Raw genomic sequence first — 17017 nt, 5'->3', positions numbered from 1 at the left:
CTTTCCGACGATCAGGAAGGACATGAACGTCAGAGCAGCATCGAGGCTCCGCGATCGATATAGGTGTCCAGGAACTGTTCGAGCCGGGGGTTTCTCGGCCGTTTGAAGACGTCCTGCGGCGGGCCGGTGAACAGCACCTTGCCGTGATCGAGAAAGACGATCTGCTGGCCGACCGTCGCGGCAAATCCGATCTCGTGGGAAACGACGACCATCGTCATGCCCTCGGCGGCGAGATCGCGCATGACGTTCAGCACTTCGCCGGTCAGCTCGGGATCGAGCGATGAGGTCGGCTCGTCAAACAGCATGATCTTCGGGTTGAGGGCGAGTGCCCGGGCGATGGCGACGCGTTGCTGCTGACCTCCGGAAAGCTGCGACGGATAGTGCCCTGCCCTGGCCTCGAGGCCGACCTTGACGAGCTGGGCCATGGCCCGCTCCTCTGCATCCCTACGGCTCATCTTGTGAACGGTCTTCAGCGCTTCGCTGACATTGCCGAGCGCCGTCATATGCGGCCAGAGATTGAACTGCTGAAAAACCATCCCGATCTGCGATCGTATCCGCCGGTTCGCCGCCGCCGGCACCCGCTCACGGACGCCTTTGGCGTTTTCCGTAAAGCCAAGCACCTCGCCATTGATGGCGATCGTCCCCTTCGTCGATTCCTCGAGAAAGGCCATGCAGCGCAGCAACGTACTCTTGCCGGAGCCGGACGGGCCGATGACGCAGGAAACCTGTCCCTGCACGATATCGAGGTCGATGCCGTGCAACACGGTGGAACCGCCGAACGTCTTGACGAGATTTTTGACTGCGATCGCAGGAACGCTCATATGTTGAAAAACCTGAATCTGGAGAGTTTCGTTTCGGCGAGATGACCGAGCCAGCCGGTGATTTCGACGAGCGCCCAATAGAATAGGGCAAGCACGAAGAGCGCCTCGACGAAGGCATATTGCTGCGAGCCGATCGCACTCAGCGTCGCCGTCAATTCCGGCACGGTGATGATGGACAGCACGGCCGTCTCCTTCATGAGGATGATCGTCATGTTGATCGAAGGCGGCAGCACCAGCATGGTCATCTCCGGCAGCAATATGCGCCGGATGATCTGCCCTTGTGTCAGGCCGACGCACAGGCCGGCCTCGATATGTCCCTTCGGGACGGCGGCAAAACCCGAGCGGAAGATCTCGCTGAAATAAGCCGCGCCGTAGATGGAAAGGCCGATGATGCCGGCCGGGATCGGATCGAGTGACAAGCCGACGAAGGGCCCGCCGTAGTAGACGAGGAATATCTGGATGAGGAAGGGCGTGCCGCGCAGCACCGCAATGACAATGCCGAACGCCTTGTCCGGGATGACGCCGCCAAAACGTCTGGCAACGGCGATAAGGAAGCCGAGCGCAGCAGCGACTGGCGTGGTGACGATCCAGATGAGGAGGGTAAGCCATGCACCGCTGACGATATCGGGCAGGTTGTTGAAAATCACATTGATGTCGAAGGTCATCGCGGCACTCCCGGCAGGGAGCGTTCGATCAGGCCGCCCGCAAGGGCGACGATCCAATTGATGACGAAATAGATCAGCCCTGCGGACGCGAAAATCTCGAGCGGCAGGAAGGTGCTGCCGGCAAGGTCCTGGGCCATGCGCGTCAGCTCGATGACCCCGACGACCGAGACCAGCGACGACGCCTTCAGGATAAGGATCGCTTCGTTGACGAGCGCCGGGAAAGTCAGGCGCAGGGCGATCGGGGCCTTGATCCGGCGGAAGATCTGAACGGGAGTCATGCCGACCATTTCGGCAGACTCGACAAGACCCATGGGAACGCTGGCAAAACCGCCACGCAGATTTTCAGCCTGATAGGCTGCCGTACACAGCGAAAGACCAACGACGGCCGCAACGATACTCGGCACGTTGAGGCCAATCGCCGGCAGCAGGTTATAGATCAGCAGCAGTTGCACCAGCAGCGGCACGCCACGAAAAAAACTGATGAAAATTTGCGCCGGCAGGACGAAGAGCTGCTGTCGCGACAGCAGCATGGCGGAAATAACGATCGCGATCGCAAAGCCGATCAGGATAGAAACCACGCTGATCGTTACCGTGTAGATCGACGCTTGCAGAAGCAGTTCGAAAAGTTTGATGGACATGGGCGGTGTTTGCCTGGCGCTGCGGCCGTGAGCTCTGATGCCACGGCAGATTGCGCCCCGACCATTGGCGGGGCGCGTTCGTTCACCGGTGGCTCATCAGAATGCCGGATCCTTGACAGCATCAGGCGTATCGAAAGACGCACCAAACCACTTCTTCTGCAGCTCCGCCATGCGTCCATCTGCCTTGATCTTGAGCATCGCGGCATCGATCGCATCCATCAGGGGCGCATGATCGGCATCCTTGAGGCCGATAAAGCCGAAATAAGACTTCTTGCCGAATGGCGGCAGAACGACTTCGAACGTGCCCTTTCGCTGGCTGGCGACGAAGGCGATATTCGGTAGCGAATTGGCAACGCCGGCAATACGGCCGGCGGCGAGATCGGCGTAGGATTCGGTAAAGGCGGGATATTCACGCACGTCAACTTTGGTCGGCAGGGTGGCGGAGAACTCCTTCAACTGGTCGAGCTGAGCGGTTGCCTTGCCGACACCGATCGTCTTGCCGGCAATATCCTCCGGCTTGCTGATCGTCGTATCGCCAGCCTTCTTCAAAATGGCAATCGTCGCTTCGGCGATCGGCGGCGTGAAGCGATAGCGCTCCAAGCGCTTCTTGGTAATTGTTGCAGGACCTGCGACGACATCGAATTTGCCGGCCTCGAGCGCGGGGAAGACACCGTCCCAGGGAAGGGCGACCCACTCGATCTTGACGCCGAGTTCCTTGCCGATCTCGGCAAAGAGGTCGACGTTCAAGCCCGTATGTTCCCCGGCATCGATATAATCGAACGGGGCAAAAGCTGTTTCGGTGCCAACCTTGAGGGTGCCGGCTGCCTTGACGGCCGCAAGCGTGTCGGCTGCGTGGGCGGAAACGGCTGCTCCGATGAGGAACGCAGCGCCGACCAGACCCTTCAGCAGTGAATTTGCCTTCATGATCATCTCTCCAGTTTTCATTCCCCCGGTGGAGGAGTTTTGGTTCTCGACTTCGATTTCCTCTGCGCGGATTTCTATGCTCCGCTTTTGACTATACAAATAGATATAGGCGGGCCTAGAGTGTCAATGTAAAAGACGAGGAACGCAAAATTTGTGCCGGGCGGCAGCGATCTGCACCGGCGCGACCCGACCGTTCCGGAACTTATGATCGTTGACGCCGGATGAGGTGCGGACTTGGTATCGATTTACCAGCGTATTTTTACGGATATCGAGACGAAGATCATCAGCGGCATTTGGCGGCCGGGTGACTGCATTCCCGTCGAGCGCGAACTCGTGGCGCAATATCAATGCTCGCGCATGACGGTCAGCAAGGCGCTGTCGGCGCTGGCCGAGCGCGGCATGATCGTCAGAAGGCGCAAGACCGGTTCGTTCGTCGCCTCCCCCCAGATCGACCGCACGGTGATGGATATCCAGGATATCAGCACCGAGGCGGAACTGGCCGGGCACGAACACCACTTCGAAATCCTCGCCCGCAAGATCGAGCGCCTCGGAGAGGTGGAAGCGCAGCAGCTGTCGGAAGCTGCCGATGCAGAAGTCCTCAGGCTTCAATGCCTGCATATCGTCGACGGCAGACCGAATGCCATCGAGCGGCGCATCATCATGCTTGATGCCGTCCCGCGGGCGAGAGAAGAAAGCTTTGCCTCGACTCCCCCCGGCAAATGGCTGCTGCAGGAGGTTCCCTGGTCCAAGGCCAAACATGTCATTCGTGCCGTTTCGGCCGATAGTGCGACCGCCCGAATCCTGCAGACAGAGAAAGGCGAGGCCTGCCTTAGCCTCGTCCGCCAGACCTGGCAGAATGGCCGCACGGTGACTTATGTCGAGTTTGTCCATCCAGGCGACCGGTTCCAGTTTGCGGGGACCTTTCATCCGATGGCAAATTGAGTGGCGCAAATCACGAGAGGCTCTGCAAGTGACCGATGAGCGCTTCAAGACGATCCCGCTGAAGAGTTTGCAAGCCTTCGAGGCCGTGGGGCGCTGCGGCGGCGTGACGGCTGCGGCACTGGAGCTCAAGGTTTCGCCAGGGGCCATCAGCCAGCAGATTCGCAAGATCGAGAGCTTTCTGGGAGTTTCACTTCTGGAGCGCAGCGGACGAACCGTCGAGTTGACCGCCTGGGGCCGGCTCTATCATCAGGAGATATCGAAGGGGTTCGAGCAATTTGCGCGCGCCGAACAACTGCTGGAAAAGGCGCGCAATGAGACGGCACTGGTCCTCAGTGCGCTGTCCTCTGTCGTCAACAAATGGATCGGCAGGCGCATCTTCGACTGGCAGGCCCTTCATCCCGACGTGCAGGTGAGAATCATCGGACGCGACAAAGAGCCCCGGATCGGCTTCGATGATGTCGATTTCCGCGTGAGCTATGGGTCGGACGTGCTGCAGCACGAACATTATACCGAACTGTTTCGGGATTGGGTCGTGCCGGCCTGCTCGCCGGCGCTGATGCAGGATCGCGCGCATGCGGCTCGCGATCTCTTCGAACAGCCCTTGCTGCATGTCGAGTGGGAACGACACTTCACTCCCTATCCCAGCTGGGCGGAGTTTGCCGCCAAGGCCGGCATTTCCTTCGATGCGTCGACATCAGGCCTCTCTTTCACCCTGTCGAGCAGTGCGATTGACGCGGCCGTCAACAAACGCGGCGTCGTGCTGGCGCAAATGTCGATGATATCAGATGAGCTCGCGGCGCAAACGCTCGTCATTCCGGTCGACATACGCATTGCACTGCGTGAAAGCTATTTCCTCGCCTGGGATCGTGCGGCGTTGCAGAAGCCCCATGGGCGCGAATTCCGCGATTGGCTCATCGCTATTTCCCGTCAGCAGGCCGTGGCATCGGCACCCAAGCCAATGCTTTAGAAAAACTAAAATGGAACCCAGCTGGGCGATATTGATGAAAATTTGCGCTGGGCGATAATTCGCTCAGTCGCCCTGCGTTGGCGGCATGACCCGACAAAGCAGGAGAGCTCAATGGCGCGCACCGACAAGATGAAACTCGGGACTTTCGTCTATACCTTCGGCTTTCATCCTGCCTCCTGGCTGCATCCGGCAAGCGACGTCAAGGGCGCCAACGACTTCGCCCATCTGCTCGATGTCGCCAAACGATCCCAAGCGGCGAAATTCGATTTCATGTTCATGGCGGATTCCCCCGCCGCTGCCGTCGGCGACGCCAATGCGCTTGCCCGCATTCCGACCAAGATGAACCGTTTCGAACCCCTCTCGCTGCTTTCGGCTCTGGCGGTCACCACCAGCGATCTCGGTCTCGTGGCGACCGTCTCGACCAGTTACTACGAGCCATACAATGTCGCGCGTCTGTTCGCCTCGATCGACCATCTGAGCCAGGGCCGCGTCTGCTGGAACGTCGTCACGTCAGATCACGACGAAACCGGCTACAACTTCAACCGCGAGGGGCTCGACCCGCATGCTCTACGCTATGAGCGCGGCAACGAATTCGTCGATGTCGTGTTCGGTCTTTGGGACAGCTTCGAGGAAGGCGCACTGCTTCTCGACCGTGAAAACGGTGTCTATTATGACAAGGACAAGCACCATACGCTCAATCACAAAGGTAAGCACTTCCAGGTTCGCGGCCCCCTCAACATCGCGCGAACGCCCCAGGGCCGCCCCGTCATCGCCCAGGCGGGCGGTTCGGAACCCGGAATAGACATGGCGGCGCGAACCGCCGAGATCGTCTTCAGCCTCGCATCGAATATCGAGCGTAACCGGGCCTTCTACGAAAACGTCAAGCGCCGGATGCCGGCCTATGGACGCGATCCGGACGATCTGAAAATCATGCCGGGCATCGTGATCAATGTCGGTGAAACCGAGGCCGAGGCAAAGGCCAAGGTCGATTATCTGATCGACAAGATGCATCCGGATGTCGGCCGATTGATGCTCTCCGAATTCCTGGAAGCGGACCTGCACGACGTCGCTCTCGACAAGCCCTTCCCTATGGATCGGCTGCCGGCGGCGCCGAAGGGGTCACGCGCTCTGTTCGACGAGCTGGTCGATTTCGTGAAAGGCGGCCACACCGTCGGCGAACTCATCCGGCACTATGCCGAGAAACATACTGGAAATGGCATCACGGGCACGCCGTCCCAGATTGCCGACTTCATGGAGGAATGGTTCGAGACGCGCGCCGCCGACGGCTTCATCCTGATGTTTCCGACCTTGCCGTCGAGTCTCGACGACTTCGTGCGGCTGGTCCTGCCCGAGCTTCGCCGCCGCGGGCTGTTCCGCGAGGAATACGAGGGCAAGACCTTGCGTGAAAACCTCGGTCTTTCAATGCCTGTAAACCGCTTTGCCAAAACGAAAGAGTCAGCCCGATGAGTGCCGAGGCTTTGATCAGCGAGGCGGACTTCAAGCTTTCGATGCGTCATCTGGCAGGGGCGGTCAGCGTGATTACGGTCGGCGACGGGCAAGACCGCACCGGCTTCACCGCAACCTCGGTGTCCTCGCTTTCGGCGGCGTTGCCTTCCGTCATCGTCAGTGTCAACCGCGCGTCTTCCTCATGGCCGGCGCTGCAGCGGTACGGCTGCTTCTGTGTCAACGTGCTCGCCGCCGACCAGCAGCAGGTGGCCCAATCCTTTGCCGGTCTCGACGGGCGAAAAGGCGCCGAACGTTACGGCGACGCGGGATGGTATCGCCTCAAGACGGGTGCCGCCGCCCTTGAAAATGCCCTGACGGTCCTGGACTGCAAGCTCGAAACCGCATTCCACTACAATTCTCATGCGATTTTGGTCGGACATGTCTGCGCTATCGAAATCCGGCAGGACATGGGACCCCTGCTTTACTGGCGCGGTGGCTATCATCAACTTCCGGCGGAGGCCGATCGCAGCGGTCTAGCGAAGGCGCTCGGATAATAATCCGATCGAGGCCACATCCGCGTTGGCGAAGGCAAGTCTGAGGTAGCGCTCCTGTCCCTCCCCGAAATAGGCGCCGGGCAAACAAACTATGCCGGCTTCCCTGGCGAGCTTTTCGGCAACCTCTGAAGACGATCGATCGGCGTGGGGATGGCGGACAAAGGCAAAATAGGCGCCGATCGCTCCGATCTTCCAATCCGGCAGCCCGGAAAAGACCTGCCTCAACGCATCGGCCCGGCGGGCGATCTCCAGCCGATTGCCGGCCCGCCAATCGGCAAGCGCCGGGAGGGCCAATGCAACGGCGATCTGAGCCGAGCGCGGCGCGCAGATCTGCATATTGTCCATGACCTTGGCGATCTCGGCGATGAGCTTGGGGCCTGCCGTGATCGCACCCAGTCTATGACCGGGAATGCAGAAGGATTTCGAAAAACTGTAGAGAAGAACGAGCGTGTCCTCCCAGTCCGGCTCGGACAGCAAAGAGTGCGGCCGCCCATAATCCTCGCCAAGGAAATCGCGATAGGTTTCATCGAGGATCAGCCAGGCGCCATATTTCCGGCAGAGGACGAAAAGCTCGTGCAGCAGGCTTGGCGGATACACCGCTCCGGTGGGATTGTTGGGTGTTACGACGGCAAGCATCTTCGCGCCGGCCGCAAGTGCAGCCTCGGCCGAACGCGGATCGGGAAGGAACCCGCCGGCGGCGGCGCAATCGACCAATCGACGCCCGATGCCCAGCATCGACAGCGTTGTGTCGTGATTGAAATAAAAGGGATTGGTGAGCGCCACCGTATCGCCGGCGCCCGCAAGCGCGATCGCCGCACACATGAAGGCCTGATTGCAGCCGGCGGTGATATGGATATTGCCGGCGGAAAGCTCGGCGCCGTAAAGCTCGGCAAGGTGAGCCGCATAGGTCTTGCGCAACAGAGGTTCGCCCTCGATCGGCCCGTATCCGGTCATCGCCTGTTGACCGGCCGCCTCGGCCAGAAGACGAAGCATTTCCGGATGCGCGGGATAGCCGGGGACGGCTTGCGACAGATCGATGAGCGGTCCTTTTTCGCCCTTGTATTCGCGGCTCCAGGCGACGACCGAAGGAATAGGCGGGGCAGAGAGGCGGGCAACGAGGGAATTGGGTTTTGCAGCGATCATGTCGATTTCTCTTTGATACCGATTGCTACAACGATACCAATTGCTTTCTCAACCTCTTTGTCTGACGAGACGGACCTGAAGCGGAGACGCAAGCGCATGGTGTGGGACAAAACGCGGCTGGAACAACTGCGGGCAGAATTTGCGGACGCCAATGGCGGCGAGATCTTCGACGAGAAGTTTCGGAAAGTGGCGGAGAAGATCATCTCCAAGAACGGCACGAGACTGGCGCCCTATGCCGGAATACCGACTTTCCTCAGCGCGCCTTACATGCAGGTTGCGGCCGAGGATCCGGACTTCGGCAATCTCCAGGTTGCGATCACCGGCATCCCCATGGATCTTGGCGTCACCAATCGTCCAGGCTCGCGCTTCGGACCGAGAGCGCTTCGCGCTATCGAAAGGATCGGCCCCTACAATCACGTTCTCGCCACGGCGCCGGTCTTCGATCTTCGGGTCGCCGACATTGGCGACGTGCCGTTCCAGAGCCGTTACCGGCTGGAGCTCAGCCACGACGACATCGAAAAACGCGTCGGCCAGATCGTCGATGCCGGCGTTGCCCCGCTTTCCGTCGGAGGCGATCATTCCATCAGCCAACCGATTTTGAAGGCCATCGGTCGGCAGCAACCGGTCGGCCTCATTCACATCGATGCCCATTGCGACACAAGCGGCGCCTTCGATCAGACGAAGTTTCATCACGGCGGACCGTTCCGCAATGCGGTGCTGGACGGCGTGCTCGATCCGACAAGGACGATCCAGATCGGCATCCGGGGTTCGGCGGAATATTTGTGGGAATTCTCCTATGCGTCGGGAATGACGGTGATCCACGCAGAAGACATCAGCGGAATGGGGATTGCCGCTGTCATTGCCAAGGCAAAATCCATCGTCGGCGATGGCCCGACTTATCTTTCTTTCGACGTCGACAGCCTTGATCCGAGCTTTGCGCCCGGCACGGGCACGCCCGAGGTCGGTGGATTGACCACGCGTGAAGTCCTGGAACTGATACGCGGGCTGAAAGGGATCAACCTGGTGGGTGGGGACGTCGTCGAAGTCGCCCCGCAATATGACGCAACGACCAACACGGCCCACGCCGCAGCACAGGTGCTCTTCGAAATTCTGAGCCTCATGGTGTTTAGTCCGTCGATCGGCAAACGCTAAGGCCGACCTCTCGGTCAACTCTGGCAATTGGACGGATGGGCCACCGCGGCACCTTTTCGCGACATGCTTAGTGAAGCGTGCCGCTGATCACCATTTTTGACACGAACGCGGATAGCAGCTGGCTGTCAAAATGACCTGGCGAATTCATCATGATGTTGATCGCCTCAGCTTGTGAGAAAGCGCGCTTATACGGCCTGATTGTCGTCAGGGCTTCATACACGTCGCAGATGGCCGCGAGCCGGGCTACGTATGGGATATTCTTTCCCGCGAGCCGACTAGGATAGCCGGAGCCGTCGAATTTCTCGTGGTGATGGCGGCAAATGTCGAGCACCTGCTTGGGCACATCGGCGACATGAGAAACCAGCTCATATCCCCGCTGAGGATGCCCGCGAACGAGACTCATTTCCTCAGCCGTCAGCTTGCCGGGTTTCGTTAAAATTTCGTCGGGGAGCGCCATTTTTCCAAGATCATGAACCAGGCCGCCAAGTCCCAGTACCCGTACCTCCTCTTCACCATGACCGAGGCCGCGCCCGAGAGTGATCATCAACGCGCTAACCGCCAGCGAGTGGAGGAACGTCAACTCATCCTTGTCCTTCAGCCTCGCGATTGCGATGAGTGCACCGGCGTTGTCGAGGGCTGCAGACATGATCCTCTCCACAGCAGAGCTTGCCGCATCACTGGCAAAAGTGGCTTTGATCCTGGCGTCAGCCAGCATGTGGCGAATTTGCGGTCTCGTATCCTCTACGCATTGTCTCGCCTGCTTGATTTCCCGCGCCGAAAACACGGCGCGGAGCTGGGCGTCAAACGCAACCCGATCGATTTCCTGTGGCCCACCTGGTTCGACATCCGAGCCTTTTCTGACGTCAATGACGACAGTCATCAGGCGACGTGCCATCAAGCTCTCAACCTGACCGGCCGATGAGATCAGGAACGGTTTGAACCGGCGTGTCGTATCTTCTCCATGAATTTCAACATCCTCGACATACATTCCCACCCGCAATTGACTCACATGTATTCTTTTTCGCATTTCTAATCCGATTCAGAATGACCTTGGTATCAGCGTAGTGTCGGGTATCGGATGGTCCTGGCGCGGAAATCCCGCCATCCGGGGTCAAGAGGGGCTGAAGGCTCTCGCAGAGGTGTTATTGTTGCTGAGCCGCTGTCCATGCTCCCTACCAAACCGACTTTCAGATCAGGTTACGAGGTTGATTAGATTTTGATCGAATGGACGCCGGAAGCCGAGCTTCGCGTATGAAAGGTTTTCTCCACCATTCTGACTCCTTTTCGAAAGCAGTGAGATTGACCTGATGTCACGTCATTCTCTAAAGACTGTGAACATACAATCCTAAGTCGTACCCTTGAGAGCGCCGGAGCGTGAGCCGCATAATTTTCGAGAGTAAGAAATCAGCTTATCGGATATGGTTCGGAATGCGTTGCAATGTCCCCATCTGGCCGTCGCCGCACAATGGAATTTGGCGTAAGAGATGATCGGTGGCGATAAATATGTTGGCTCCGTAGGAAAAGCATCGCTCGCGATCATCGCGCTGATGTTTCTGTCGCTGATCACCCTCTTGTCGCTCTGGCTGGTATCCAGCTACGAGACAACTGTGCGCCGTGGCGACGAGCGTGTCAGCGCCGCTTCCAAAATCGTTGCAGCCAACGCGAACTGGTTGAATTCCCTTGCTCGTGAGACCCTGCACCGGATCGATGATACTCTGGGGCCGAGCACATCTTTGCCCGGCCCGGATCGCCTGCGCGATCTTGCCGCTGCCGTCAACGACCTCCCGCCTCTGGCGACTGCCTATGTCATCGGGGCCGACGGAAAAACGCTCTTCTCGAATGATCGCGATATCAAGCCGATCGACGTTAGAGACCGCGACTACTTCGTCCGGCTGAGAAACGGTGCCGACGAATATACATCTTCGCTGATCATCAGCCGCCTTAGCCAGCGGCAGATATTCGTCTTCAGCCGCAGGCTAGAACGAAACGGCGTGTTCGCCGGCGTCGCCGTGATTGCCTTCGACGCGAGCATTCTAAGGCCAATATGGGACGCAGTCGCGTTAGGCGAGAACTCGATCGTCAGCCTCATCAGACGCGACGGGCAACTTATCGCCCGATACCCGGAACCCGACGGACCGGTCGATATGCGAAACCACAAGCTGTTTACCGACTATATGAGGAAGGCGACATCAGGCACCTACCGCTCCGTGTCGCCAGTCGACCATGAGGATCGCTTGGTCGCATACCGGATCCTCGAACGCACCCCTTTTGTGGCCATTGCGTCGGCAGACATCCATGTAATCATGCAGCCCTTCTGGGAGGATGCCAAAATTGCGGCTTCGTTGATCGCCTTCGCCCTCATCGGAGCTTTGGCAGCCGCTTTGTGGATCCAGAATCTCATCAAGGTCGACACATTGCACACCAGGCAGCTTGCGGATGCGTTGCGGTCAAATGAAACGCTCATGCGGGAGATACATCACCGAGTGAAGAACAACCTGCAGACGGTGATGGCCCTGTTGCGCTTACAGGGTTTTGAGCAGGAAGCCGTTCAAAAACTAAATCAGCGCATTTCTGCGATGTCCGCCGTTCACGAGCAGATGTACGGCTTCGACCAGTTTAGCGGGATATCCGCGCGCGAATTCATTCCATCCTTCGTCAAGACGCTGGTCGACGTCCATGGTCGCGCCGTGTCCGTCGCCTTTGAAATCGACGACATCGTCATTGCTGCTGACAAGGCAACGCCGTTTGCCCTCCTGCTCAACGAGTTGATTGCCAACAGCATGAAATACGCGTTCGAGGGCCGAGAATCCGGAAATATTCGCGTCATGCTGCACGCGACAGAGGGAGAGCAATCCAGGCTGACCGTCGCAGATAACGGGATCGGATTCGACGGTCGATCGGACGAACCCGGAATGGGGACAAGGCTGATTAAAGCCTTTGTAAATCAACTGCATGGCGAGGCGGAATACTACCGCGAGGACGGGACGCAGTTTACGGCGACACTCAAGCTCACTGATTGAGCGAGCATCAACTCGATGCCTGCGTCCCTGCGCATGCAGGCCTTCTATGCCTGCTGCATCGGGGAACACTTTTCGTCGCGCTTGGGCGACCCATCTTCCAGAATGCACTGCCGCTGGTGCGCGATTTCCTCGACCGCAGCTTGTCAGATGTCACCGGGAGAAAGACATGACGAATGTTCCAAGCATAGCTCGCATCTGGCGCGCCCGCACGAAGCCGGAATTCGCTGACGAATATGAAGCCTACAACCGGGCAGTGGGAATTCCTCCCCTGTTAAAGACAGCGCTTGGCGTTCAACTGCTGCGCGAAGACCGTGAGGATGAGACGTGGTTCACGACAATTTCGTATTGGGCCGACATGGAATCGATGACCGCGTTTACGAAAGGCGATCCACAGCAGGTTCACCATTTGGAACGGGACGCAGAACTACTGTGCGAACTTCCCGAGCGTATCCAGATACACAAGATAGTGGTTCCGCCTAGGCTGCGTTGAGAAGACCCGCCCTTCGCATATCTCCGTGACGTCTCTGCTCATATGGAAAGATCATACGCATGACGTCGCCAAGAAATCCAAAACGTTTTGGCTTGACTCCCAAAACGTTTTGGAGAATCTTTTTCTCACTTCGGGAGGAAGACCTTGGCCAATCTCAAACAACTCGCGCAATCGCTGGGACTGTCGATCACCACTGTGTCGCGTGCGCTTGACGGTTATGCCGATGTGTCGGCGGCCACGCGCGAGCGGGTTCGCGAGGCTGCCGACAAGGTTGGTTACCGGCCGAATGCTTCGGCCCGCCGTCTGCGCAGGCAGCGCGCCGAACTGGTCGCCGTCACGCTGCCGAGCGATCCCGGCCATATCGGCCCTCCGCATTTCCTCGATATGTTGTCGGGCTGCGCCGAACATCTTGCTGCTGCCGGCCTCAATCTGGTGATTGCGCCGGTGCCGCGCGGCGAGAGCGAACTCGATATCTGCCGCCGCTTCGTCGATGGCCGGCGCGTCGACGCCATGCTTCTCGTCCGCACCAAGCGGAGGGACGAGCGCGTCGAATTCCTGCAGTCGCGCGGTATTCCCTTCGTTACCAACGGCCGCACCGAAAGCCTGCTGCCGCATCCGTTTATCGACGGTGACGGCTTTGCCGGTTTTCGGGCCGCGACGCTGCGTTTTCATGCCACCGGCCACCGCCGTATCGGCCATATCGCCGGCCCGCAGGAATATTATTTCGCACATGACCGCTGCTGCGGCTGGCGGGCGGCGATGGAGGAATGCGGCCTAGCCACCGACCTCTGCGCCGAAGGTGCGCCGTTGGAACAGGGCGGTTATCTCGCGGCGCTCGAACTACTGCGCCAGCCGTCGCGTCCGACCGCGCTCGTCTGCGCCACCGACGAAATGGCGATCGGGGCGCTGAGGGCACTGCGCGAGGTCGATGGCGGCAATCAGATCAGCATCGTCGGCCATGATGACCTGCCGATGGGCGCCTTTACCAGTCCTCCGCTCTCGACCATGCGCATGACCGGCGAAAATCTCGGCGCGAGCTTCGCCTCGCTGCTGTTGCGCGCCATTGCCGGGGAACCCGCCGAAGAACTCCAGGAGCTTCACGCGATCGAATTCGTCGATCGCGACAGCCATCGCCGTCCCCTGAAGGCGGCATAGACAGCAGTGCATCTCAAACAAAAACAATGAAGGAGGAGAAGATGAAACATATCATGTCATTTGGAATTCTGGCTTCCACCGTGCTGGCCTTCGCCTCGCCGGTGCTTGCCCAGACGGTGTTCGTGTCCACCCAGCTTCGCCCGATCGAGGAGGCGACGGTTGTGCGCGAGGAACTCCTGAAGGACGTCGGCGCGGTTGATTACGTGGTCGAAGAGCCGCCGCAGTTTGCTGTCCGCATGGAAGCCGAGCGCCAGGCCGGCAAGCGCACCGTCAGCCTCGTCGGCGCGCTGCATGGCGAGCTTTCGCCGCTCGCCGACAAGGACACGCTCGAACCGCTCGACGATCTCGCCACGAAGCTGGCAGCGAGCGGCATGCCGCAGTCGCTGCTCGATCTCGGCAAGCTCGGCAAGTCCACCCAGCAGTACATTCCGTGGATGCAGGCGACCTATGTGATGGCCGCCAAAAAGGAGGCGCTGCAATACCTGCCTGATGGCGCCGACGTAAACGCGCTGAACTATGACCAGTTGATCGCGTGGGGCAAGAATATGCAGGAGGCGACCGGCCAGCCGCAGATCGGCTTCCCGGCCGGCCCGAAGGGGCTGATGGCGCGGTACTTCCAGGGCTATTTCTATCCATCCTTCACAGGGGGTGTCGTGCGCACCTTCCAAAGTGCGGACGCCGCGGCCGGCTGGGAGAAGCTGAAGGCGCTATGGACCTATGTGACACCGAACTCGACCAGCTACGACTTCATGCAGGAGCCGCTGGCTGCCGGCGAAGTCATGGTCGCCTGGGACCATATCGCCCGACTGAAGAATGCCATTTCCGCCGCACCGGATGATTATGTGGTCTTCCCCGCTCCCGCGGGTCCCAAGGGCCGCGGCTACATGCCAGTCGTTGCTGGTCTCGCCATTCCGAAGGGCGCGCCTGACAAGGCCGGCGCAGAAAAAATCATCGAGCACCTTTCCATGCCGGAGACGCAGTTGCTGACCGCCTCCAAGGTCGGCTTCTTCCCGACCCTCAGCGTCAAGCTGCCGCCGGATCTCGATGCCGGCGTCGCGCTGCTCGCCGGGGCGGTCACGGCCACCCAGGCTTCCAAGGACGCGGTCATCTCGCTGCTGCCGGTCGGCCTCGGCGACAAGGGCGGCGAATTCAACAAGGTCTACATGGACAGTTTTCAGCGCATCGTGCTGCAGAACGAGCCCGTCGCAGACGTGCTGAAGGCCCAGGGCGCCACGATGGCCAAGCTGATGACCGACACAAAGGCTGCCTGCTGGGCTCCCGATGCCAAGAGCGACGGCCCCTGCCCGGTCGAATAAATCCGCCCGCGACGCGTCCGGGCGAAATGCCCGGGCGCTCTTTCAACCCTCTGCTCGTCGAGGCGGAAGCCGATGACCAATAGCCGACCTTGGATCCCCTATCTGCTGATCCTGCCATCCGTCGCCTTTCTGGCGCTGCTGTTCGTCATGCCGCTGGTGCAGACGATCTGGCTGGCGGTTTCGGACAATGGCGCGCCGTCGCTGGCGAATGCCGAGCGCATGGTCACCGACATCAATTTCACCCGCTCCGTGAAGAACACCTTCCTGCTGACGATCGCGGTCGTGCCGGTGCAGATCGCCATTGCGCTTGCCATGGGCACGATGGTCGCCAAAGTCGGCCGCGGCCGCGAGACGATCCTCTGGATCTGGACAATCCCGCTCGGCATTTCCGATCTCGCCGCCGGTCTCGTCTGGCTGTCGATCCTGCAGAATACCGGCTATCTGAATTCGCTGCTCTTCGGCCTCGGCATCATCGGCAGGCAGGCAAGCTGGCTTTCCTACCAGACGCCGGTCGCGCTCTTCATCGCCATTGCGGTTGCCGAAATCTGGCGCGGCACGGCCATCGTCATGGTCATCATCGTCGCCGGCCTGAACCAGGTGCCGAAGGAATTCAAAGAAGCCGCCGAAATCTTCGGGGCTGGTCCGTGGACGCGCTTCTGGCGCATCACCCTGCCGCTGATCCGCCCCGCCCTGCAATCGGCGCTGATCCTGCGCACCGTGCTCGCCTTCGAGGTCTTCGCGGTGGTCTATGCGCTCGGCGGGCGCAATTTCCCGGTCCTCGTCGGTGAGGCCTACAACTGGCAGAACCAGAACCAGAACTACAGCGTCGCTGCCGCCTATGCGGTGCTGATCATGATCATCTCGCTCGCCGCCACGCTCATCTATCTGAAGGCCTTGAAGGTCGATCCGGAGCGCCTGCCATGACCACGGACACCATCAGCGCGGCCGCAGACACACCCAAAGCCGCCGGCTTCATCTCTTCACAACGCTGGCTGCTCTGGAGCGGCATTGCCGCACTCTGCGCCTGGGTGCTGGTGCCGATCTATCTGGTGGCGCTCGGCGCACTCGGCGGTCGCCAGGGCGTCTATGTCTGGCCGAAGACCGGCCTTCCCACCGGTCTATCCCTCGAGCCCTTTTTTCTCTTCCTGAAGACCGAAGGCGTCGTCCAGTCCTTTCTCAACTCGCTTGGTGCGGCCGGCATCACGGTGGCGCTTTCGATCCTGCTCGGCGCGCCGGCCGGTTACGCACTCGCCCGCTACGATTTCCGCGGCAAGGACAGTTACCGCCTTCTGGTGCTGCTGACCCGCGCCTTCCCGCTGGCAATCCTGGCGCTGCCGCTGACCGTCTCCTTCATCCGGCTCGGCCTTTACGATACGATCGTCGGCGTCGGCCTCATCCATACGGTCCTGGCGCTTCCGTTCGCCGCGCTCGTCACCCAGGGCATTTTCCTCGGCGTGCCCAGAGAGTTGGAAGAAGCCGCCTGGGTGTTCGGCTGCACCCGCATCCAGGCCTTCTTCAAGGTGGTCGCGCCCCTGGCTTTGCCCGGCATCGTCGCGACAGCGGTCTTTGCCTTCGTCATCTCGTGGAACGAGGTCTTTGCCGCGTCGGTGCTGACGGTGCGCAACCGCACGCTGACCGCCTACCTGCTGACGGTGCTCTCGGAAAGCCCGATGCACTACCGCTTTGCCGGCGGCCTGATGCTCATCCTTCCCTCGGTTGTCTTCATCTTCGCGGTCAGGCGTTACCTCTTCGCGATCTGGGGCATTTCCTCCAAATAACGGGAC

At 59.9% G+C, this 17017-nt stretch carries 17 protein-coding genes; 11 read left to right on the top strand and 6 right to left on the bottom strand.

What is annotated here, in order from left to right:
• Window positions 1-29: 29 nt before the first annotated feature.
• The 4 genes from FHT75_RS19030 to FHT75_RS19015 all read right to left on the bottom strand — a co-directional run bounded on the left by FHT75_RS19030 (window position 30) and on the right by FHT75_RS19015 (window position 3048).
• Complete coding sequence (locus tag FHT75_RS19030) at window positions 30-821, bottom strand: amino acid ABC transporter ATP-binding protein (protein ID WP_025570103.1); 792 nt, start codon at window positions 819-821, stop codon at window positions 30-32.
• Entirely contained in the window at window positions 818-1486 is a 669-nt protein-coding gene (locus FHT75_RS19025) for an amino acid ABC transporter permease (protein WP_025570102.1), read from the bottom strand. Before FHT75_RS19025 ends, FHT75_RS19030 begins: the two co-directional genes overlap by 4 nt.
• Window positions 1483-2124, bottom strand: a complete 642-nt coding sequence (locus FHT75_RS19020) for an amino acid ABC transporter permease (RefSeq protein WP_025570101.1) — start codon at window positions 2122-2124, stop codon at window positions 1483-1485. The genes FHT75_RS19025 and FHT75_RS19020 overlap by 4 nt, the downstream gene beginning before the upstream one ends.
• Before the next feature lie 96 nt (window positions 2125-2220).
• A complete protein-coding gene (locus FHT75_RS19015) occupies window positions 2221-3048 on the bottom strand; it encodes a transporter substrate-binding domain-containing protein (RefSeq protein ID WP_025570099.1) in 828 nt (275 codons plus the stop codon).
• Window positions 3049-3282: 234 nt separating this feature from the next.
• Here FHT75_RS19015 and FHT75_RS19010 point away from each other — a divergent pair, with 234 nt between their 5' ends.
• The 4 genes from FHT75_RS19010 (at window position 3283) to FHT75_RS18995 (ending at window position 6957) form a co-directional block, all read left to right on the top strand.
• Window positions 3283-3990, top strand: coding sequence for a UTRA domain-containing protein (locus FHT75_RS19010; protein ID WP_097622437.1), 708 nt, complete (start codon window positions 3283-3285; stop codon window positions 3988-3990).
• A gap of 28 nt (window positions 3991-4018) precedes the next feature.
• The gene (locus FHT75_RS19005; protein WP_127429862.1) at window positions 4019-4957 is read left to right on the top strand and encodes a LysR family transcriptional regulator; all 939 of its coding nucleotides are present in this window, start codon (window positions 4019-4021) and stop codon (window positions 4955-4957) included.
• A 111-nt stretch (window positions 4958-5068) separates the two neighbouring features.
• The gene (locus FHT75_RS19000; RefSeq protein WP_097622439.1) at window positions 5069-6424 is read left to right on the top strand and encodes an LLM class flavin-dependent oxidoreductase; all 1356 of its coding nucleotides are present in this window, start codon (window positions 5069-5071) and stop codon (window positions 6422-6424) included.
• A complete protein-coding gene (locus FHT75_RS18995) occupies window positions 6421-6957 on the top strand; it encodes a flavin reductase family protein (protein ID WP_047614579.1) in 537 nt (178 codons plus the stop codon). Before FHT75_RS19000 ends, FHT75_RS18995 begins: the two co-directional genes overlap by 4 nt.
• Here FHT75_RS18995 and FHT75_RS18990 read toward each other — a convergent pair.
• Window positions 6937-8100 carry an aminotransferase gene (locus tag FHT75_RS18990; protein WP_097622440.1) on the bottom strand — a complete coding sequence of 388 codons (1164 nt, stop codon included), beginning with the start codon at window positions 8098-8100 and terminating at the stop codon, window positions 6937-6939. The two genes, FHT75_RS18995 and FHT75_RS18990, sit on opposite strands and share 21 nt — an antisense overlap.
• A gap of 96 nt (window positions 8101-8196) precedes the next feature.
• Between FHT75_RS18990 and speB the strand changes: the two genes are divergently transcribed.
• A complete protein-coding gene (speB, locus tag FHT75_RS18985) occupies window positions 8197-9252 on the top strand; it encodes an agmatinase (protein WP_097622441.1) in 1056 nt (351 codons plus the stop codon).
• A gap of 67 nt (window positions 9253-9319) precedes the next feature.
• Here speB and FHT75_RS18980 read toward each other — a convergent pair whose 3' ends face one another.
• Entirely contained in the window at window positions 9320-10279 is a 960-nt protein-coding gene (locus FHT75_RS18980) for an HD-GYP domain-containing protein (RefSeq protein WP_047614585.1), read from the bottom strand.
• A gap of 457 nt (window positions 10280-10736) precedes the next feature.
• Between FHT75_RS18980 and FHT75_RS18975 the strand changes: the two genes are divergently transcribed.
• The 6 genes from FHT75_RS18975 (at window position 10737) to FHT75_RS18950 (ending at window position 17011) form a co-directional block, all read left to right on the top strand.
• Window positions 10737-12272, top strand: coding sequence for a sensor histidine kinase (locus FHT75_RS18975; RefSeq protein WP_097596057.1), 1536 nt, complete (start codon window positions 10737-10739; stop codon window positions 12270-12272).
• A gap of 166 nt (window positions 12273-12438) precedes the next feature.
• Window positions 12439-12762 (top strand): antibiotic biosynthesis monooxygenase family protein, encoded by a 324-nt coding sequence (locus FHT75_RS18970; protein ID WP_097622442.1) that lies wholly within the window; start codon window positions 12439-12441, stop codon window positions 12760-12762.
• 144 nt (window positions 12763-12906) lie between these two features.
• Entirely contained in the window at window positions 12907-13917 is a 1011-nt protein-coding gene (locus FHT75_RS18965) for a LacI family DNA-binding transcriptional regulator (RefSeq protein WP_097622443.1), read from the top strand.
• A 41-nt stretch (window positions 13918-13958) separates the two neighbouring features.
• Window positions 13959-15233, top strand: a complete 1275-nt coding sequence (locus FHT75_RS18960) for an ABC transporter substrate-binding protein (protein ID WP_097596073.1) — start codon at window positions 13959-13961, stop codon at window positions 15231-15233.
• Between the two features lie 72 nt (window positions 15234-15305).
• The gene (locus tag FHT75_RS18955; RefSeq protein ID WP_047614591.1) at window positions 15306-16157 is read left to right on the top strand and encodes a carbohydrate ABC transporter permease; all 852 of its coding nucleotides are present in this window, start codon (window positions 15306-15308) and stop codon (window positions 16155-16157) included.
• Window positions 16154-17011 (top strand): carbohydrate ABC transporter permease, encoded by an 858-nt coding sequence (locus FHT75_RS18950; RefSeq protein ID WP_127429864.1) that lies wholly within the window; start codon window positions 16154-16156, stop codon window positions 17009-17011. The genes FHT75_RS18955 and FHT75_RS18950 overlap by 4 nt, the downstream gene beginning before the upstream one ends.
• The last annotated feature ends 6 nt before the right edge of the window (window positions 17012-17017 follow it).

The sequence above is a fragment of the Rhizobium sp. BK112 genome (assembly GCF_014193215.1).
In the GTDB taxonomy this organism is placed as follows: domain Bacteria; phylum Pseudomonadota; class Alphaproteobacteria; order Rhizobiales; family Rhizobiaceae; genus Rhizobium; species Rhizobium anhuiense.
The sequence above is the reverse complement of the archived record's forward strand: the minus strand, read 5'-3'. Positions and strand labels throughout refer to the sequence as shown.